The 18840-nt window shown below is 50.0% G+C and carries 20 protein-coding genes; 9 read left to right on the forward strand and 11 right to left on the reverse strand.

The genetic code is table 11. The features are described 5' to 3' along the window. Positions 1 to 163: 163 nt before the first annotated feature. From tpx (BLP53_RS04225) to BLP53_RS04235, 3 genes are all read left to right on the forward strand, one after another. Positions 164 to 670 (forward strand): thiol peroxidase, encoded by a 507-nt coding sequence (tpx, locus tag BLP53_RS04225; protein WP_091470635.1) that lies wholly within the window; start codon positions 164 to 166, stop codon positions 668 to 670. Between the two features lie 91 nt (positions 671 to 761). Next, positions 762 to 1262, forward strand: a complete 501-nt coding sequence (gene tpx / locus BLP53_RS04230) for a thiol peroxidase (protein ID WP_091470637.1) — start codon at positions 762 to 764, stop codon at positions 1260 to 1262. A 167-nt stretch (positions 1263 to 1429) separates the two neighbouring features. Next, entirely contained in the window at positions 1430 to 2230 is an 801-nt protein-coding gene (locus tag BLP53_RS04235; RefSeq protein WP_091470640.1) for a phosphatase PAP2 family protein, read from the forward strand. A 72-nt stretch (positions 2231 to 2302) separates the two neighbouring features. On the opposite strand, the gene fabF is transcribed toward BLP53_RS04235, so the two are convergent. From fabF to BLP53_RS04275, 8 genes are all read right to left on the reverse strand, one after another. Next, a complete protein-coding gene (gene fabF / locus BLP53_RS04240; protein ID WP_091470642.1) occupies positions 2303 to 3535 on the reverse strand; it encodes a beta-ketoacyl-ACP synthase II in 1233 nt (410 codons plus the stop codon). Positions 3536 to 3589: 54 nt separating this feature from the next. Then, a complete protein-coding gene (gene acpP, locus BLP53_RS04245) occupies positions 3590 to 3826 on the reverse strand; it encodes an acyl carrier protein (protein WP_018985321.1) in 237 nt (78 codons plus the stop codon). 120 nt (positions 3827 to 3946) lie between these two features. Next, a complete protein-coding gene (fabG, locus tag BLP53_RS04250) occupies positions 3947 to 4687 on the reverse strand; it encodes a 3-oxoacyl-ACP reductase FabG (protein ID WP_091470645.1) in 741 nt (246 codons plus the stop codon). Positions 4688 to 4715: 28 nt separating this feature from the next. Next, positions 4716 to 5639 (reverse strand): ACP S-malonyltransferase, encoded by a 924-nt coding sequence (gene fabD, locus BLP53_RS04255; protein ID WP_091470652.1) that lies wholly within the window; start codon positions 5637 to 5639, stop codon positions 4716 to 4718. A 79-nt stretch (positions 5640 to 5718) separates the two neighbouring features. Further along, complete coding sequence (locus BLP53_RS04260; protein ID WP_091470655.1) at positions 5719 to 6660, reverse strand: beta-ketoacyl-ACP synthase III; 942 nt, start codon at positions 6658 to 6660, stop codon at positions 5719 to 5721. Positions 6661 to 6718: 58 nt separating this feature from the next. After that, positions 6719 to 7771: a phosphate acyltransferase PlsX gene (gene plsX, locus BLP53_RS04265; protein ID WP_091470657.1), complete on the reverse strand. Its 1053-nt coding sequence runs from the start codon at positions 7769 to 7771 to the stop codon at positions 6719 to 6721. A 142-nt stretch (positions 7772 to 7913) separates the two neighbouring features. Further along, positions 7914 to 8093, reverse strand: coding sequence for a 50S ribosomal protein L32 (rpmF, locus tag BLP53_RS04270; protein WP_018985326.1), 180 nt, complete (start codon positions 8091 to 8093; stop codon positions 7914 to 7916). Between the two features lie 160 nt (positions 8094 to 8253). Continuing rightward, positions 8254 to 8766 carry a YceD family protein gene (locus BLP53_RS04275; protein ID WP_245652621.1) on the reverse strand — a complete coding sequence of 171 codons (513 nt, stop codon included), beginning with the start codon at positions 8764 to 8766 and terminating at the stop codon, positions 8254 to 8256. Between the two features lie 296 nt (positions 8767 to 9062). On the opposite strand from BLP53_RS04275, the gene BLP53_RS04280 reads away from it, so the two are divergent. The 4 genes from BLP53_RS04280 to BLP53_RS04295 all read left to right on the forward strand — a co-directional run bounded on the left by BLP53_RS04280 (position 9063) and on the right by BLP53_RS04295 (position 14550). Further along, complete coding sequence (locus tag BLP53_RS04280) at positions 9063 to 10481, forward strand: acetyl-CoA carboxylase biotin carboxylase subunit (protein ID WP_091470660.1); 1419 nt, start codon at positions 9063 to 9065, stop codon at positions 10479 to 10481. Between the two features lie 40 nt (positions 10482 to 10521). Further along, positions 10522 to 12369, forward strand: coding sequence for a sodium-extruding oxaloacetate decarboxylase subunit alpha (gene oadA / locus BLP53_RS04285; protein ID WP_091470663.1), 1848 nt, complete (start codon positions 10522 to 10524; stop codon positions 12367 to 12369). Positions 12370 to 12434: 65 nt separating this feature from the next. Beyond that, positions 12435 to 13040 (forward strand): Maf family nucleotide pyrophosphatase, encoded by a 606-nt coding sequence (locus BLP53_RS04290; protein WP_091470665.1) that lies wholly within the window; start codon positions 12435 to 12437, stop codon positions 13038 to 13040. 85 nt (positions 13041 to 13125) lie between these two features. After that, on the forward strand, positions 13126 to 14550 hold the full coding sequence (locus BLP53_RS04295; RefSeq protein WP_091470668.1) for a DUF4139 domain-containing protein: 1425 nt from the start codon (positions 13126 to 13128) through the stop codon (positions 14548 to 14550). 67 nt (positions 14551 to 14617) lie between these two features. On the opposite strand, the gene BLP53_RS04300 is transcribed toward BLP53_RS04295, so the two are convergent. Next, a complete protein-coding gene (locus tag BLP53_RS04300; RefSeq protein WP_091470670.1) occupies positions 14618 to 15016 on the reverse strand; it encodes a MerR family transcriptional regulator in 399 nt (132 codons plus the stop codon). 61 nt (positions 15017 to 15077) lie between these two features. On the opposite strand from BLP53_RS04300, the gene BLP53_RS04305 reads away from it, so the two are divergent. Further along, positions 15078 to 15698: a cation efflux transmembrane domain-containing protein gene (locus tag BLP53_RS04305; RefSeq protein ID WP_091470673.1), complete on the forward strand. Its 621-nt coding sequence runs from the start codon at positions 15078 to 15080 to the stop codon at positions 15696 to 15698. A 64-nt stretch (positions 15699 to 15762) separates the two neighbouring features. After that, positions 15763 to 16476, forward strand: coding sequence for an SAM-dependent methyltransferase (locus BLP53_RS04310; protein WP_091470676.1), 714 nt, complete (start codon positions 15763 to 15765; stop codon positions 16474 to 16476). A 495-nt stretch (positions 16477 to 16971) separates the two neighbouring features. Here BLP53_RS04310 and BLP53_RS04315 read toward each other — a convergent pair whose 3' ends face one another. Together BLP53_RS04315 and BLP53_RS04320 are read right to left on the reverse strand one after the other, a co-directional pair. After that, positions 16972 to 17835 (reverse strand): aldo/keto reductase, encoded by an 864-nt coding sequence (locus tag BLP53_RS04315; protein WP_091470678.1) that lies wholly within the window; start codon positions 17833 to 17835, stop codon positions 16972 to 16974. Positions 17836 to 17857: 22 nt separating this feature from the next. Then, positions 17858 to 18655, reverse strand: a complete 798-nt coding sequence (locus tag BLP53_RS04320; protein WP_091470681.1) for an SDR family NAD(P)-dependent oxidoreductase — start codon at positions 18653 to 18655, stop codon at positions 17858 to 17860. Positions 18656 to 18840 lie beyond the last annotated feature (185 nt).

Below are 18840 nucleotides of genomic sequence, written 5' to 3' on the forward strand. Positions count from 1 at the left end.
CTTTTTTGTGCCGGTCAGCCATGGAAATAATCTGATTGACAGACGGCAAACGCCGGTTCAATAGAGTCTCCAGCGCGCATCTTAACATTTGCAAAATGTACTTAATCCCCTGACCGATATGCACTATGATGTTAGGCACTTTGTTGTTTAAGCCCATGTAATTATGCCTAACGCGATTTCGCTGCTGGATGAACCTATCCTTGTTGAAGACAATTTACCAGGCGTCGGTGATACCCTGCCCTTTTTTCAACTGGTGAATCATTTGCTTGAGGATGTCACGCTGGAGTCTTTTCAGGGCAAGCGCAAGATTCTGCACTTTTTTCCCGGCATAGATACGCCAGTCAGCGCCAATAGCGTGCGCACATTGGATATACTGGGGCAAACACTCAGCAATACCGTTATCCTGAATATTTCCGCAGACCTCCCCTTTACCATGACCCGTTTCTGCGCCATGGAAAACCTGGTGCACGGAATTAACCTCTCCGGCATGCGTGGACGTGATATGTTCAAGCATTATGGCGTACTGATCATGTCGAGCAAACTGGCCGGCTTGCCGGCACGAGCACTTATGGTTGCGGATGAACATGACCACGTACTGCACGTCGAACTGGTGGCAGACCTCACCAGAGAGCCGGATTATGAAGCGGCACTGAAAGCCTTGTCGCGCTGATATCCTTATTACTTATAAGGTTGATTGGTATCCTGTGACACGCTAAAGTAGCTACTTGAATTCATTTGAACCCGTTATATTGGAGAACTCTATGGCAAGCGTAACGCTTAAAGGTAACCCCGTCGCTGTTGGCGGAAAATTTCTGGCTGCAGGTGACACTGCGCCTGCGTTCCAACTGGCAGATGCCAAGCGCAACCTGGTGGGCCTGGATGCCTATGCCGGCAAGCGCAAAGTGCTGAATATTTTCCCGAGTATCGACACACCGACATGCGCCACCTCCGTACGTACCTTCAATAAGGAAGCCGGCAATATCAGCAACACGGTAGTGCTGTGTATTTCTGCCGACCTGCCATTTGCGCAAAGCCGTTTCTGCGGCGCTGAAGGTCTGGAAAACGTGGTGACCTTATCCACTTTCCGTGATACTGCCAAATTTGCCAACGACTACGGCGTATTCATTACTGACAGCAGCCTGGCAGGATTAACCGCCCGCGCCGTGGTAGTTCTGGATGAAAACAACAAAGTGCTGCACAGCGAGCTGGTCAGCGAAATTGCAAATGAACCAAATTACGCAGCAGCCCTGGCTGTGCTGTAACTTCCCCTCGTAGTACAAAGGCTGTCAATCAAGCTAGATTGGCAGCCGCTTCCGCACTCCCTCCCTGCATTAAAACTGTTGTATTTGTCACACTTACTTCACAATATTCGCATCATGGCCTGCTGCTAATACAGAACTGCTGATAAATCCATTGTTAAAATCCGGGTATGAAGAATTCATTATTCAATACCCGTTTACAGCCTGCTGCATTATTAAAAATGCTGTTACTGGTCATCATCCTCGGCCTGAGCTGGTTGTGGTCACCCAGCCGTGCCATATGGGACAGAGTGGATATAGGCGTATTTTCCCTGCTCAACCATCCCATGGCCGGTCATCTGTTTTTAGCCAAGGGATGGGCTGTATTAAACATGCGGCCAATCGACCTGGTTTCTGGCCTGCTCTTATTTTCATTGCTATTACGTACCAACTGGACAGTCAAAGCTGAAGAGGTAAAAACTACACTGATCGGCTTTGTATGCCTGCTGTTATGGATGCTGCTTTTGCGTATTGCGCTTGTCCATATTCTATCCACCGACTTTTCCTGGTCACGTGCCAGTCCTAGCCTAACCCTGCCGGATGCTGTCAGGCTGAGCGAATTATTTCCTGACTGGCGGCAAAAATATTTCATGAAAGATGCTTCACCGGTTAGTTTTCCCGGTGACCATACATCGGTGTTACTGATCTGGGCCATGTTTGTCACGCGCTTTACCTCTGGCTATAAACCCTGCCTGGCCTGGGGGCTGGCGATTTTACTGTCGCTCCCGCGCCTGACGGCGGGTGCCCACTGGTTTACGGATGACCTCGTTGGTGGCCTGGGAATCGCCATGGTCGCTTATGCCAGCGCCATGTATACGCCGTTATTATCTATTTATACGCATATTGCAGAAGAGAGGTTGACGCCTTTGCTGAGGCTCTTTAAGCACCTGCCATTCTTGAAGAACATGAGTTTCTTTCAGTACCTGAAATAATCCTGCATCAATCATGAAAACAAAAAAGCCAGCTAAGCTGGCTTTTTTGTTGCATCATTAAAAACGGGAAGCTTACACGCGTTTGAACAGCAAACTACCGTTGGTACCACCAAACCCGAAGTTGTTTTTCAAGGCATACTCAATATTCAAATCACGTGCGGTATTGGCACAGTAATCCAGGTCACAGTCAGGATCCTGATTGAAGATGTTAATCGTCGGTGGGGAAACCTGATGATAAATAGACAATACCGTAAACACCGATTCCAGGCCACCCGCGCCACCCAGCAAGTGGCCGGTCATGGACTTGGTAGAGTTCACGACCAACTTATAGGCATGATCACCAAATGTCGCTTTAATGGCGTTGGTTTCGTTAGTATCACCTAATGGCGTTGAAGTACCATGCGCATTCATGAATTGCACCTGGTCAGGGTTTACACCTGCATTTTTCAAGGCATTGACCATGGAACGGCGCGGACCATCCATATTCGGTGCAGTCATGTGGTAAGCATCGGCACTTAAACCGTAACCGGAGACTTCCGCATAAATACGTGCACCACGTGCTTTGGCATGCTCATATTCCTCCAGCACCAGTACGCCCGCACCTTCGCCGATCACAAAGCCATCGCGGTCCTTGTCCCAGGGGCGGCTGGCCGTCGCAGGATCGTCATTACGGCTGGACAAGGCGCGCGCAGAAGAAAAACCGCCGACGCTTAATTCGGTAATGGCGGCTTCTGCGCCACCGGCAATCATGACATCAGCATCGCCGTATTCAATCATGCGCGCGGCTTCGCCTATGCTGTGCGTACCAGTGGTACAGGCAGTCACCACGGCAATATTCGGCCCTTTCAGGCCCAGCATGATGGACAGGTTGCCAGAAATCATGTTGATGATGGTGCCAGGAATAAAAAACGGTGAAATCTTGCGAGGGCCACCTTCATCGTAGCTATCGTTGGTTGCCTCGATTGTCCCCAGGCCACCGATACCGGAGCCGATGGTCACACCAATGCGTTCGGCATTGGCCTCGGTCACCTCCAGGCCGGAATCACGGAAAGCCTCAATCCCGGCTGCCAGGCCATACTGGATAAACGTATCCATGCGGCGCGCATCTTTTGCCGGAATAAAGTCTTCAGCATTGAAGCCTTTGACTTCACCGGCAATTTGCGAAGCAAACGGGGCGGGATCAAATTTGGTAATACGGGTAATGCCTGATTGACCAGCGATCAGATTGTTCCAGGCGTTCTGGCTACCAATCCCTACTGGAGACACCACGCCCAAGCCAGTTACTACTACTCTGCGTTTCGTCATAATAGAAAATCAGCCCTCTTTCGAGGGCTGATTAAAAAGAATTGAGTCAATGAATTACTTGAGATTAGCGTTGACGTAGTCAATCGCTTGCTGAACGGTTGTGATTTTTTCAGCTTCTTCGTCAGGAATTTCGCAATCGAATTCTTCTTCCAAAGCCATTACCAACTCTACAGTGTCCAGAGAATCTGCACCCAGATCATCCACGAAGGATGATGTGTTTTTAACGTCAGCTTCGTTTGCACCCAGTTGTTCACAAACGATTTTCTTTACGCGTTGTTCGATGTCGGACATCTAAAATACCCCTTATTGATAAAGTGTCATGTTCAGTAAACCGGTATTCTAACAAATGTTGTTCAGAATACAAAAAACAATTGCTCAAAATGATATGACAAATAATATTGTCCTATCAGTTTAGGCGCAGTACATCCCGCCATTGACGTGAATCGTCTCGCCGGTAATATACGCCGCCGCTGGCGATGCCAGAAAAGCCACTGTCGCCGCAATTTCGTAAACCTGCCCCAAACGGCCGACCGCAATGCGCTCCAGCATTTTGGTTTTAATGTCTTCCGGCAATTCAGCCGTCATATCGGTTTCAATAAAACCTGGCGCCACACAGTTCACGGTGATGCCGCGGCTGCCAACTTCCTGCGCCATGGATTTGGTAAAACCGGTCATACCCGCTTTGGCAGCGGCATAATTGGTCTGCCCGGCATTCCCCATATGGCCAACCACGCTGGAAATATTGATAATCCGGCCTGTACGCGCTTTCATCATCGGGCGCAGTACCGCCTGGCTCATGCGGAATACGGATTTCAGGTTGGTATTCAATACGGCATCCCAGTCCTCGTCCTTCATGCGCATCAACAAGGTATCTTTCGTAATACCGGCATTATTAACCAGAATGCTCACCTCGCCATATTGTTCGGCAATTTGCTTCAGGACGGCTTCGATCTGTTCAGGTTGTGTCACATCCAGTGCCATGCCAGTGCCATTCACGCCGGCGGCCTTCAGCGCGGTGGTAATCGCATCTGCACCACTGGCTGAAGTCGCGGTACCAATCACGGTTGCACCCTGTTTACCTAACTCCTGCGCGATGGCTGCACCGATACCACGGCTGGCACCGGTCACTAGCGCTACTTGTTGATTCAACATATTTCTTCTCCTTCACACTTCACTTTTATTATTGGTTCACAAAAGTTTGTATGGATTCTTCACTTATGAGTGCCACGCAAGCCATGTCAGCCACGATACGCTTGGCCAGGCCTGCCAATACTTTACCAGGACCACACTCTGCACTGTTCAGTATCTGCTGTGAAGCTAGTTGCTGTACGGTTTCCACCCAGCGCACCGGGCTATAAAGCTGGCGTACCAGAGCATCCTTGATGTGTGCTGCATCGCTATAAGCGGCAACATCTGCATTATGCAACACAGGCACCACTGGCGCTTGCACTGTCACGTTTTGCAGGTAATCGCGTAATTTTTCTGCGGCAGGTTTCATCAAGTCACAATGTGATGGCACGCTGACAGGCAAGGGTAATGCGCGTTTCGCACCTCTGGCTTTGGCCAGCTCCATGCCACGCTCAATCGCTGCTTTTTCGCCGGCAATCACCACCTGGCCTGGCGAATTAAAGTTTACGGCCTGTATCACCTGGCCTTGCGCCGCTTCATGACAGACGGCACGCACGGTATCGTCATCCAAGCCTAAAATGGCCGCCATGGCCCCCTGCCCTTCGGGCACGGCCTGCTGCATGACTTCTGCCCGGAACTTCACCAAAGGCAGCGCATCGGCAAAGCTGATCGCACCCGCCGCAACCAGTGCCGTGTATTCTCCCAGGCTATGGCCCGCCATTGCGGCAGGTAATTGCCCATCCATGGCCTGATATACACGCCAGGTCGCAATGCCTGCCGTCAGCATAATCGGTTGCGTATGCTGGGTCAGGTTGATTTCATCATTGGCTTCTGTCGCCATTTTCCAGAAATCCACACTTAATACGGTAGAAGCCTCTTCAAAGGTTTGTTTCACAACGGCCTGGGACTCAAGCCCCTGCATCATGCCCACAGACTGTGAGCCCTGGCCTGGAAAGAAAAAAGCAAATTTAGACATAGATAATTAAATAGTAATGAAATCAATGTTAGACAGAGGGTGGAAGTGATGCGCCGAACATATGGGGGCTGCCTGCCGCCTAAAACTTGACCAGCGCAGAGCCCCAGGTAAATCCGCCACCAAAGGCTTCCATCAACAGGGTTTGGCCGCGTTGAATACGGCCATCACGCACCGCAGTATCCAGCGCCAGAGGAATGGAAGCTGCCGAAGTGTTGCCATGTTTATCCACGGTTACCACTACTTTATCCATGGACATTTCCAGTTTTCTGGCGGTGGCCTGCAGAATGCGGATATTTGCCTGATGCGGAACCAGCCAGTCAATATCTGATTTTTGCATGCCATTGGCGGCCAGTGTTTCATCCACAATCTGGTCCAGCGTGTTGACAGCAATCTTGAACACAGCATTCCCTTCCATGATCACTTTGCTGGAGCCATCAGGGCTGCGTGGTACATGCAGATGGGTTTCGTATTTGCCATCGGCATGAATATGGGTAGACAGGATGCCAGGCTGGTCGCTGGCCTGCAGGATGACCGCGCCGGCACCATCTCCCCACAGGATACAGTTGCTGCGGTCAGTATAATCACAGAGGCGGGTGAACGTCTCGGCACCAATCACCAGCGCGTTCTTGTATTGCCCCGACTGTATGAAATGGTTGGCCGTGGCCAATGCATAAATAAAACCGCTACATACCGCCTGCACATCAAAAGCCGGGCAGCCGGAAATACCGAGTTTACGCTGCACCATGGTCGCCACACTTGGGAAAACTTTATCCGGAGTAGTGGTAGCGACAATAATCAGGTCAATGTCCTGTGGCTGGATAGCGGCGGCCTCAATCGCATTGAGCGCAGCCTGGGTAGCCAGGTCACTGGTCAGTTCATCCGTGACACGATGGCGCTGTTTTATCCCGGTGCGTGTGAATATCCACTCATCGGTGGTATCGACCATTTTTTCCAGATCGGCATTGGTCAATATATGGGGTGGCAGGTAGCTGCCCGTCCCTGCAATACGTGCGTAAATCATGGTTGCGATTATGCCTTAAATGGGTAAAAACGCCTAAAACTAATGTGTCAGCGTGGTGTTAAGGCTGTTCAGCCGTTGTTAAATGCTCGATTTCGAGTTGGGATTGGATGCGCTTCAGAATACCGCTTTGCGCTTCTTCCATCGCGACATGAATCGCATGGTAAAAGCCGACACTGTCAGCGCCGCCATGACTTTTTACCACAATACCGCGCAAGCCCAGGAAGCTGGCACCGTTGTAGCGGCGTGGATCCAGGCGCTTTTTGAACGCTTTCAAAACGGGAAACGCGCCCAGCGCCATCAGTTTGGTCAGCCAGTTGCGCTTGAATTCCTGGGTCAGGAACTTGCCCATCATATGGGCCAGACCCTCTGTGGTTTTCAAGGCAACATTCCCGACAAAGCCATCACAGACCACCACATCGGTCGTTCCCTTGAAAATATCGTCACCTTCAACATTGCCATAAAAATTCAAATGACTGCCGCGCAACAGCTCGGCAGCCTGCTTGGCAACCTCATTGCCTTTGATGTCTTCCGAACCGATATTCAGCAAGCCCACGGTAGGATTAGGCTTGTTGCTGACGCAACTGACCACCATGGCGCCCATAATGGCAAACTGGTACAGGTGCTCCGCCGTACAATCGGCATTCGCTCCCAAATCCAGCATGAAGGTACTGCCTTTTTCAGAAGGCAAGGTGGAGGCAATCGCCGGTCTATCAATACCCGGCAAGGTCTTGAGTACAAAGCGTGCGGTTGCCATCAGGGCACCCGTATTACCGGCACTGACACATGCCTGCGCTTCACCGGTTTTCACCATATTGATAGCCACACGCATGGAAGAATCTTTTTTATTCTTCATCGCACTTTGTGGAGACTCGTCCATCAACACGACTTCCGTGGCATGATGCACGCGCAAGCGCGGGCTGGGCGAAGCATGCAAGGTCTTCAGCTCCGCCTCGATAGCGTCTTGCAAACCGACCAGAATAATATTGAGATTAGGGTTTTCGTTCAGAATACGAACTGCCGCAGGCACAGTCACATGTGGACCGTGATCTCCCCCCATGGCATCAATGGCAATCACCACTTCCTGAGATTGCCCCTGTTGAGTTGTCATCATGTTATTTTCCATGTTTACTTACACGCACTCTGTCTCTGTCATCTCGACACAGGGCCGGAAAAAACGCAGGCTTGCACCAGATACACAAACGCCGCGCATTTTGTGCGCGGCGCCTTGAAGCGTTAATGCTACTGACCAGCGATTACTCGCCCTTTGCAGGCATCACTTTGCGGCCACGGTAGAAACCGTTAGGGCTGACGTGATGACGCAAATGCACCTCACCTGTCGTTGGCTCAATAGCCAGAGGCGGATTAGTCAGGAAATCGTGTGAACGATGCATACCGCGCTTGGACGGTGTCTTTTTGTTTTGTTGAACTGCCATTTTAAATTACTCCAAAATTAACCGCCGCAATTTATAAAGGGCAGTTTAGAAAATCAGAATTGCTACTAATCCAGCATTATAAAATATTCCAGAGACAACTGCAAATAAATCCTGCAACCGCCGCTTTTGATTTGTTTTTTTGCTTTCACCATTGTACTTACTACTTATCAGCGAGCTTGAGGTTTTTAAGTACCGCAAAAGGGTTAGGCTTTTCGCCTGCCGTTTTTTGCAACTCCCCGCACGCTTCTTCATGCATGACAGAAATAGGCAATGCCATCAGCAATTCATCTTCCACCAGGGATTCCAGCGAAAACTCGCCCGGCTCCAGCCAGTCAATCTCATCATCTTCCAGCAAGGCTTCGGGTGGCTCATCACAAATCGCATATTCAAACCTGGCATCCACTGCTTGCGGCATGGGCGTAAAACAGCGTTGGCACACCAGTGGCAAGCTGGTATGCACCGTCAATGACAGCATAGGCAGTTGTACCTCGCCAAAATAGCGCGCAGGTAGCCCTTGCAAACCATAGGCGACCGATACCTCAGCTAGAATCCGCTCATTACTCACCCCCAATTCGCGCAAAGCCTCTTCCAGCCGCGGTAATGCCGCCAGCCCCAGCACACCTTCACTCTTCTTTTGTTGCCTGGCCAACTCCAGGAATCGCGCATTCGACAAAAAAATCTCCTTTTGCATATCAATCATTTACTATAGAAAACCGCGTGCAGGCCAGTGCATCAATCGCGGAAAGCTCGCCCGGTCATTTATTGCCGACTGTCTAAGCCCCTGGTTTTTTGTTATAATACCGGCGCATCACGCGGTGCGCTTTTCGAGAGCGCATACATGGTGCCGGTTTGTATGGCCGATCAACTTCCCGGAAGATCATGATGGTATCAAGCCAGCCCAAACGTTGTAAATACAGACACTTGGCTTTGCAAAAACTCTGTCCTTTTTTCTTGCTTTAAGGGTAATGTGTGTTTAAGAAAATTTTAGTCGCGAATCGCGGTGAAATTGCGGTACGCATTGTGCGCGCCTGTTCAGAAATGGGCATCAAATCAGTGGCCATCTATTCTGACGCCGATCGTCATGCCCTGCATGTCAAAAAAGCCGACGAAGCTTATAACATAGGTGCCGACCCTGTTGCAGGCTACCTGAATGCACATAATATTGTGAATATTGCGGTTGCCGCCGGTTGCGACGCGTTACATCCTGGCTACGGGTTCCTGTCTGAAAACCCGGAGCTGGCAGAAGTCTGCGCACGCCGTGGTATCAAGTTTATCGGCCCGGAAGCGCACGTCATTCGCCAGATGGGTGACAAAATTCAGGCACGTAATGCCATGATTGCGGCGGGTATCCCTTGCGTGCCTGGCAGTGACGGCAACCTGAAATCCGTGGATGCCGCTGTCGTTCTGGCTAAAAAAATCGGCTATCCGGTGATGCTTAAAGCCACCAATGGTGGTGGTGGGCGCGGTATCCGCCGTTGCGACAACGAAAAAGAATTGCTCAGTAACTATGACCGCGTGATTTCCGAAGCCAGTAAGGCATTCGGCAAACCGGAAGTATTCCTGGAAAAATGCGTGGTCCATCCCCGGCATATTGAAGTACAGGTACTGGCCGATGCGCATGGCAATGTGATTCACCTGTTTGAGCGTGACTGCTCCATCCAGCGCCGCAACCAGAAGCTGATTGAAATTGCCCCGTCACCACAATTATCCCCGGCCCAGCGTGATTACATCGGCGGCCTGGGAGTGAAAGCAGCCAAAGCGGTCGGTTATGAAAATGCCGGTACCGTGGAATTCCTGCTCGACTCCGACAACAATTTCTATTTTATGGAAATGAACACCCGCTTGCAGGTGGAGCATACCGTGACTGAAACCATTACCGGTGTCGATATCGTCCAGCAACAGATTCGTGTGGCATTCGGATTGCCGTTGCAGTACAAACAAAGTGAAATTGCTTTCCGTGGCTACGCCATGGAGTACCGTATCAATGCCGAGGACCCGCAAAAAGATTTCCTGCCGAGCTTTGGTAAAATCACGCGCTACTATGCCCCTGGCGGCCCTGGCGTGCGTATGGATGCTGCGATCTATAGCGGTTATGTGATTCCGCCCTACTATGATTCCATGTGCGCCAAACTGACTGTTTGGGCATTAGACTGGGAAGGCGTGATCGAGCGTGGCCGCCGCGCCCTGAATGACATGATCGTTTATGGCGTCAAAACCACGATCCCGTACTACCAGCAGATCATGCTGCACCCGGATTTCCGTGCAGCTGATTTCAACACCAGTTTTGTGGAACAACATCCCGAGCTGATTGAGTATGACACTGGCTTACCGAAAGAAGTCATTGCGGCTGCCATTGCCGCCGCCATTGCTGCCCACGAAGGCATTTGATTAACCCGCATTGCAGATATTTATTTAGATCGACAAGACTATGAGCAAAATACATGTCACCGAACTCGTTTTAAGAGATGGTCACCAATCCCTGATCGCGACGCGCATGCGTACCGAAGATATGCTGCCGATTGCCAGCAAACTGGACGAGATTGGTTTCTGGTCTCTTGAAGCCTGGGGCGGCGCCACTTTTGATGCCTGCGTGCGCTTTCTGAAAGAGGATCCATGGGAGCGCCTGCGCAGTTTACGCAAGGCATTGCCTAATACACGCATCAATATGCTGCTGCGTGGCCAGAATCTATTGGGCTACCGCCACTACTCTGACGACGTGGTGCACGCTTTTGTGAAACAGGCTGCGGATACCGGTGTGGATGTGTTCCGTATTTTTGATGCGATGAACGACATCCGCAACTTGCAAACTGCGATTGAAGCCGTTAAGTCAGTGAAGAAACATGCGATTGGTACCTTGTCCTTCACCACCAGCCCGGTGCATGACGTGGCTTACTTCGTCAATATGGCCAAAGAGCTGGAAGCCCTGGGCTGTGACAGTATTGGCGTGAAAGACATGGCTGGCCTGCTGACCCCAACCTTGGCAGGTGAGTTGGTCAGGGAACTGAAAGCGGCCATCAGCCTGCCGGTGCATATGCATAGCCATGCCACTTCTGGCCTAGCCAGCATGGTGATGCTGAAGAGCGTGGAAAACGGTGTGGATATTATCGACACCTGCAACTCCTCCTTCTCTGAAGGTGCCAGCCATCCGACCACAGAAAGCCTGGTTGCGGCATTACAAGGTACAGAATACGACACCGGCCTGGATTTAGGCAAACTGCAGGAAATCACAGCCTACTTCAAAGAAGTACGCAAAAAATACTGGCAGTTTGAAAGCGAGTTCACTGGTGTGGATACCCGCGTGCTGGTCAACCAGGTACCGGGCGGCATGATTTCCAACCTGTCCAACCAGTTGAAAGAACAAGGTGCGCTCGACCGTATGGATGAAGTGCTGGCGGAAATTCCGCGCGTGCGTGAGGATTTAGGCTTCCCGCCGCTGGTGACGCCGACTTCCCAAATTGTGGGTACACAAGCAGTACTGAACATTTTGACCGGTGGCCGTTACAAATCTATCACCAATGAAGTCAAGAACTACCTGCTGGGCCAATACGGCAAGGCGCCCGCTGCCGTCAATGCCGAGGTACGTCAAAAGGCGATCGGCGATGCACAGGCTATCACTTGCCGTCCAGCCGACTTGCTGCAACCGGAAATGGCCAAATTGCAATCCGAAGCCGAGCGTTTTGCCAATAACGAACAGGATGTGCTGACTTATGCCATGTTCCCGGACATTGGTAAAACTTTCCTGCAGGAACGGAATGCCGGCTCACTGCAACCGGAACAGTTGCTCAGCAAGGAAGCAGTCTCCCAACAGGCGGCTGCACGCTTCGCACCGAATGAATTCAATATCACCCTGCACGGTGAAACCTACCATATCAAATTGACTGGTAGCGGCCATGTAGGTGAGGAGCGTCGTCCTTACTATGTGAAGGTAGATGGCATCTCCGAAGAAGTGTTTGTTGAAACCCTGAGCGAAATGGAAGTCAGTGATGGCGGTACCTCTACCGGTGGCAAGAAAAAAGCGGCAGCGGTTGCTTCCAGTGGCCGCCCCCGTCCATCCCATCCAGGCTGCGTAACCACCGCCATGCCGGGCACTATCGTGACCGTCAAAGTCAATGTCGGTGACAAGGTCAACGCAGGCGATGGCGTGCTGGTGATCGAAGCCATGAAAATGGAAAACGAAATCCAGGCCAGCAAGGCAGGTACGGTAGTGGCGATTCATGTTGCCAAGGGTGACAGCGTCACGCCAGACGAGACATTGATAGAGATTCAACCGGATTAATCCTCCAGCGTCAGACGTCGCAATGCTAAAATCCCCGAATCGTTATTCGGGGATTTTTTTATCCTATGGCTTTATCTATAAGTTCCCTCATTCTTGCATCATCCTCGCGTTATCGCCGTGAAGTGCTGCAAAAACTGCATCTGCCCTTCACCTGCAGCTCGCCGGATATTGATGAAACGCCGTTAGCGAATGAAAGCCCAGAACAAACCTCTTTACGCCTGGCTGAAAACAAGGCACGCAAAGTGGCCGAGAGCCATCCTGATGCCTTGATTATCGGCTGCGACCAGGTTGCAACTGTGGATGGCTTGCAAATAGGCAAACCCGGTAATCATGAAAATGCAGTAAAACAGCTAACCATGCTCAGTGGCAAAGAAGTCATTTTTCACAGCGCCCTGTGTTTATATGACAGCACAAACCGGCATATGCAATCCACTATCGTGCCCTATTACGTCAAGTTCAAAACACTCACGCCACAGCAAATCGAAACCTATTTACGCCTGGAACAACCTTATGATTGCGCCGGTAGCGCCAAATCTGAAGGCATGGGCATCGCGTTGCTGGAATATATGCGCGGCGATGATCCCAATGCGCTGATTGGCTTGCCGCTGATCGCGCTAACCCATATGCTGCAACAAGCCGGTATCGACGTATTATCTTTTCAGCGCACCTAGTCATCAGCGCGTGTTAACTTTTGAACGGCTACTACGTTACAAAGTCTCAAGCATACATACTAACCACTAAAACGAGAGGATATTCATGCGACTCAGTACCCTGCTATTTTTCACGCTGGGCAGTGTTTCACTTGCCCAGGCGGAATCTGCGATTACCAGCCCGCAATCAGACCAGACCGGCGTCGCGGTCACCATTTACAACCAAGACCTGGCCCTGGTGAAAGACAGCCGTAAACTAAAACTCGGCAATGGCTTGTCTGCGCTCTCTTTCAGGGATGTCAGTGCACAGATCAAACCTGAAACAGCCTTATTGCGTAGCTTGCTGCCAAACAGCAGCTTGCAGGTACTGGAGCAGAATTTTGATTTTGACTTACTCAGCCCACAAACCTTACTGGAGAAATTTGTCGGCCAGCAAGTCAGCGTGATTAAGACCAACCCAAGCACAGGCGCTGAAACTGAAGAAACCGCGACTGTGCTTTCAGCACAAAATGGCGTGGTACTCAAATTAGGTAACCGGATTGAAACAGGAATACCTGGCCGTATCGCTTATCCCAATGTGCCCGGTCAGCTCAGGGACAGACCCACCCTGACTACACAAGTGCAATACAAAGGCGCAGAACAAGCGGACGTGGAGCTAAGCTACCTCACCGGTGGCCTGAACTGGAAAGCAGACTATGTGGCCGAACTCAGTGGCAAGGAAGACAGCATAGACCTGTCCGGCTGGGTAACCCTGAACAACACCAGCGGCACCTCCTACCCGAATGCCAAGGTGCAACTGGTGGCTGGCGACGTCAACCGCGTGCGCGAAGCCATCCGCCCCAAAACCATGATGATGCGCTCTGAGGCCATGGTCGCCGACGCGCCTATGCCAACCGAGCAAGGTTTGCTGGAATATCATTTGTACACCCTGCCACGCGCCACCACCATTGCTGACAACCAAACCAAGCAAGTCGCATTGCTTTCTGCCCAGCATATTCCTGCCCGTAAAGAACTGGTACTCACTGGCTCAGACTATTATTACCAGGGCCAATACCGCGACGCAGAGAAAAAACAGAAAGTGCAGGTGTTTGTCGAGTTTGAGAATAAAGAAAATAGCAAGCTGGGCATTCCTTTGCCTAAAGGTACTATGCGCGTTTACAAAAAGGACAATGATGGCACTGCACAGTTTGTCGGTGAAGACCAGATCGACCACACTGCCAAAAATGATACCGTACGCTTAAAACTTGGCAATGCATTCGATGTCACCGCCGACCGTGTACAGACAGACTTTAAAAACCTGACCAAAGAGAAGCAGAATGCGCTGTATGAAAGCGCTTATGCCATTACCCTGCATAACGCCAAGAAAGAGGCAGTGAGCGTCACGGTCAAAGAGCCTATCAACGGCGACTGGAAGATTCTGAATGCCTCACATCCGCACGAGAAAACTTCTGCGCATCAAGCCACATGGAAGATCAATATCCCTGCCGAAAGTGATGTAACCTTGAAATACCGTGTGCAAGTGAAATATTGATAGTCGAATGTAATACAAACGTTGTCAGCGTTGTGCTTTCCAGCAACGCTGGCAATTTCACACTGGCTTAATGGCTGCCCAGCGTCTCTATCAACTTGCAATCCGCCGCAATATCACTCTGGCAAGTCACAATCTGTTGTAACACCAGTTGCATGGCCTGCAGATCCTTGATCTTCTGTTCCACATCCCGCAAATGCGTTTGCGCTAACTGGTCCGCCTCGCAACACGGTCGTTCCGGGTGATCGGCCAGTTCCAGCAATGTCGCAATCTCCGCTATACCGAAACCCAGCTCACGACCGCGACGGATAAACTGCAAGCGTTGCACGGCTGCATGATTATAATAGCGGTAACTGTTGCTCGCCCGTAACGGTGTTTTCAGCAAACCAATCTTTTCGTAATAACGTATCGTTTCCACATTCACGCCCGCTGCCCGGCTCAGCGCGCCTATCGTATAGTGTTCTTCCATGGCTTGACCCTGTAGTAACTACAGAGTTTATGATACAAGTCACTGTATTGAAAGGATAGCCATGAGCGCACATTGTTGCCCACCGAGTGCCCCACAACCCAATCATCCGCAACCACAAAATTACCGCCGCGCCTTATGGATTGCGTTGCTGGTGAATTTTGCCATGTTCATAGTAGAAATTGCCTCAGGCCTGCACGCCAACTCTGTTTCATTGTTGGCCGACTCGCTGGACTTTTTTGGTGATGCCGCCAATTATGGTTTGAGTTTATGGGTGTTAGGCATGCATTTATCCATTCGAGCCAAAGCTTCACTAGTCAAAGCCATCTCCATGGCAATCTTTGGCCTGTGGATATTGGGCAGCGCCCTCTCGCACCTGCTTTCGGGTGTCATTCCAGCGCCGGAAACCATGAGCATGATTGGCGTGCTGGCATTACTGGCAAACCTCGGCGTGACCTGGTTGCTATACGCTTACCGCGACGGCGACAGCAATATGCGCAGTGTCTGGTTATGTACGCGTAACGATGCCATTGGTAATGTTGCCGTTATCCTGGCGGCCTTAGGAGTGTTTGGGACAGGCTCTGCATGGCCGGATTTACTGGTCGCCACTATTATGGCGAGCCTGGCCTTGCACGCGGCATGGCAGGTGATCATTCAGGCTAGGGTCGAATTAAAAACGCATTAAAAGCAGCATGTCTTTTGATGCATAGCATGGGATAATTCGGCTTTGCATAATTCCCTGGTTCACTATGGCTGGCATTTTATATTTCATCCCCGTTCCCTTGGCTGAAGGCACAACTCCACAACAAGTACTTCCAGCCGAAGTGGTAGAACGCATGCATAGCCTGCGCCACTTTATTGTCGAGAACGAAAAAACCGCTCGCCAGTTCCTCTCGGCCAGCGGTCATCCGGTACCTATTCGCGAATTAACCTTTAGTGTGCTGAATAAAGACACACCACCAAAAGACCTGCCCTCCTTATTGCAGCCACTGCAACAAGGCACAGATATTGGCTTGATGAGCGAGGCTGGCTGTCCAGGCATTGCCGATCCGGGCGCTGCATTAGCCGCCGTCGCGCACCACAAAGGCATACGCGTAGCCCCTTTAATCGGCCCCAGCAGTTTGCTATTGGGGTTAATGGCCAGCGGCCTCAATGGTCAACGTTTTACGTTTCTGGGTTACTTGCCCAGCGATAAAGCCGAACGCATCAAAACCATCAAAGGCATTGAGTTTGACTCGAGGAAACAGCAGGCCACACAACTGTTTATCGAAACGCCCTACCGCAACCAGCATATGCTGGAAGACCTGGTTGCCAACCTGCAGCCGCAAACCAAGTTGTGTGTAGCCTGCAATATCACAGCACAGAATGAATTGATTGTGACAAAAACTGCAGCTGAGTGGAAGAAATCACCTTTGCCGGATGTCCATAAGAAACCGACAGTATTCCTATTACTTGCAGCCTAGTTTTTGCCGTAACAAAAAGCCCCGATTCTAACGGAGCTTTTTCTATTCAAATAAAACGGCAACGAATGATTACGAAAATCAATCCAAAACCGGCCAACATCATTGAGTAACTCTCAGCTTCAAGTACTGCTGATGCTGAAAGAGAAATACGAGGCTCCTGTATAACAGAGCCACAGACGACAATGCCTCCAAACGATATTACCTGAATAGTGTCTCCATTGTTGCTGATGCCGTCGATTAAAGACACCTCGCCATTTTGGACCCTATTCGAAACACTACAGCTTGGTGAAGGGTTTGAGATGCTTAAGCCGGCACCGTTACCTAACTTAATAGCAGTAGAGTTGCTTTTAAGGGTTTCATCGTCAGTCCTGCTTTTAGTTTTTCTTAACAAAAGAAAATACCAGAAATGTGATGATTAAAAGGTGATGATTTAATGAAAAAAGACCAAGCCGCCTGAGTTTACTTGGTCCTTTCTCGATGTAAAACTTAAGCCTATTAAGCCAACGCCTTATAGGCGTTTGCCAGCAGTTCAAAATCCTCATCAGCTAAATGAATATTCATCGCCTGCATATTTTCTTCAAAATGCTTAACCTTGCTAGTGCCCGGAATTGGCAATATCATTGGACTGCGTTTCAATAACCACGCAATGGCAATCTGGTTAGGTGTAGCTTCATATTTCTGTGCAGCCAAACCTAACGTATCCAATTTACCAGCCAGTGCATTCTTGGCTAATGGGTACCACGGAATAAAAATAACGTTATTGGCAGTACAATAATCCAATTCCTGCTCATATTGCCGATTGAGCAAATTGAATTGGTTTTGCACCGTATCCACCTTGAAGTATTTTTGCGCCTCTTTAATATCTTCAACGTTCACTTCACTTAAGCCAATGTGCTTTATCAGACCTTCATTTTGAAACTCTGCAACCGCCTGGAACTGCTCATCTCTTGGCACTTTGGGGTCAATTCTGTGCAATTGCCATAAATCGATCTGCTCTAAATTTAACCTACGCAGACTCATCAGCAATGACTGACGCAAATATTCCGGCCGACCTACTGGTGCCCATAAATTCGGGCCTTGCCTGGTTAAGCCAGCTTTGGTTGCAATCGTGAGCCCTTTGTATAGATGCAAAGCGTCACGAATCAACTCTTCGCTGACATTCGGGCCATAACTATCTGCGGTATCGATAAAGTTAACGCCCAACTCAGGCAGCCTACGCAGCAATTCAAGACAATGCGCCGGATCATTTGGTTGCCCCCACACCCCTGCCCCAGTAATACGCATAGAGCCAAAACCAATTCGGTAAAGCTGGCGATCGCCCAAAGCAACGTGGGTTTGTATCGTGTTCAGTTCAGACATAAGAGCAACCTTTTCCTAAATGTTATGAAGCAAGACCATAGCGGCTGCCAGGTTTTGCATTGGCAAACTTTGGAGTCAATGCACGGCGTGCAGTTTCCCATTGTTCCCAATCCTGATTATCTTGCAATGGTGGAATCGTCACCAGTTCGCCATTATCCAGGCCAGCCAGTGCAGCATCTACCAAGTCCTCTGCGCTCATTGTGGTTGGCGCTTCTTTCACTTTTGCGTAACCAGCCACATCCCAGAACTCGGTGGCAGTGCCGCCAGGCAATACGGTTTGAATACGCACACCTTTGTCAGCCAGGTCTTTTTGCAGAGAATGACCAAAACTGAGCACATAAGATTTTGAAGCGCTGTAAACGCCGTTGAGCAATTCAATCGCAATGCCAACAACAGACGCAATATTGATAATTGTGCCACTACCTTTTGCCGCAAATACCGGCGCAATTGCATAAGTCAAACGTGTCAACGCAGTGATATTCAAATCAATCATTGCTGTCATTTCATCCACATCCGCATCCAGAATAGAAGCCACAGAACCAATACCAGCATTATTTACCAGCATAGTGATGTCTTTATGTTCCTTCAGGATTTTCTCGAGTTCGCCCAGCGCTTTCTTGTCATTCAAATCAGCGCCTATGCTCGTGACCTTCACACCAGTTTCTTTGGTCAATCGTTCAGCCAGCGTATTCAGGCGATCAATATTTCTGGCCACTAAAATCAAGTCGTAGCCTCTTTTTGCCAAACGGTCAGCATATACCGCACCAATGCCTGTCGATGCGCCAGTGACTACTGCAGTGCCTTTATTCGTAGATGTCATGTTATTTCTCCAGATAAAAATGTGTGTTGGTTTGTATTACGAAGCGCATTTTGATCTTGAGACAAAATATCATCAATGACATATATACAATGTTTTATGCCATTACTGCAATTTTCACTTTATTTTTAATTAGACATTGTTTTATGCTAACCATATTAATCATTAGCTATTAACCATGAGTGGAA

The sequence above is a fragment of the Methylophilus rhizosphaerae genome, assembly GCF_900100975.1.
Classification (GTDB): Bacteria; Pseudomonadota; Gammaproteobacteria; order Burkholderiales; family Methylophilaceae; genus Methylophilus; species Methylophilus rhizosphaerae.

Coding starts and splice junctions, on each gene's coding strand:
- tpx (WP_091470635.1), top strand. CDS start 164: ATGCCTAACGCGATTTCGCTGCTGGATGAACCTATCCTTGTTGAAGAC.
- tpx (WP_091470637.1), top strand. CDS start 762: ATGGCAAGCGTAACGCTTAAAGGTAACCCCGTCGCTGTTGGCGGAAAA.
- BLP53_RS04235 (WP_091470640.1), top strand. CDS start 1,430: ATGAAGAATTCATTATTCAATACCCGTTTACAGCCTGCTGCATTATTA.
- fabF (WP_091470642.1), bottom strand. CDS start 3,535: ATGACGAAACGCAGAGTAGTAGTAACTGGCTTGGGCGTGGTGTCTCCA.
- acpP (WP_018985321.1), bottom strand. CDS start 3,826: ATGTCCGACATCGAACAACGCGTAAAGAAAATCGTTTGTGAACAACTG.
- fabG (WP_091470645.1), bottom strand. CDS start 4,687: ATGTTGAATCAACAAGTAGCGCTAGTGACCGGTGCCAGCCGTGGTATC.
- fabD (WP_091470652.1), bottom strand. CDS start 5,639: ATGTCTAAATTTGCTTTTTTCTTTCCAGGCCAGGGCTCACAGTCTGTG.
- BLP53_RS04260 (WP_091470655.1), bottom strand. CDS start 6,660: ATGATTTACGCACGTATTGCAGGGACGGGCAGCTACCTGCCACCCCAT.
- plsX (WP_091470657.1), bottom strand. CDS start 7,771: ATGATGACAACTCAACAGGGGCAATCTCAGGAAGTGGTGATTGCCATT.
- rpmF (WP_018985326.1), bottom strand. CDS start 8,093: ATGGCAGTTCAACAAAACAAAAAGACACCGTCCAAGCGCGGTATGCAT.
- oadA (WP_091470663.1), top strand. CDS start 10,522: ATGAGCAAAATACATGTCACCGAACTCGTTTTAAGAGATGGTCACCAA.
- BLP53_RS04290 (WP_091470665.1), top strand. CDS start 12,435: ATGGCTTTATCTATAAGTTCCCTCATTCTTGCATCATCCTCGCGTTAT.
- BLP53_RS04295 (WP_091470668.1), top strand. CDS start 13,126: ATGCGACTCAGTACCCTGCTATTTTTCACGCTGGGCAGTGTTTCACTT.
- BLP53_RS04300 (WP_091470670.1), bottom strand. CDS start 15,016: ATGGAAGAACACTATACGATAGGCGCGCTGAGCCGGGCAGCGGGCGTG.
- BLP53_RS04305 (WP_091470673.1), top strand. CDS start 15,078: ATGAGCGCACATTGTTGCCCACCGAGTGCCCCACAACCCAATCATCCG.
- BLP53_RS04310 (WP_091470676.1), top strand. CDS start 15,763: ATGGCTGGCATTTTATATTTCATCCCCGTTCCCTTGGCTGAAGGCACA.
- BLP53_RS04315 (WP_091470678.1), bottom strand. CDS start 17,835: ATGTCTGAACTGAACACGATACAAACCCACGTTGCTTTGGGCGATCGC.
- BLP53_RS04320 (WP_091470681.1), bottom strand. CDS start 18,655: ATGACATCTACGAATAAAGGCACTGCAGTAGTCACTGGCGCATCGACA.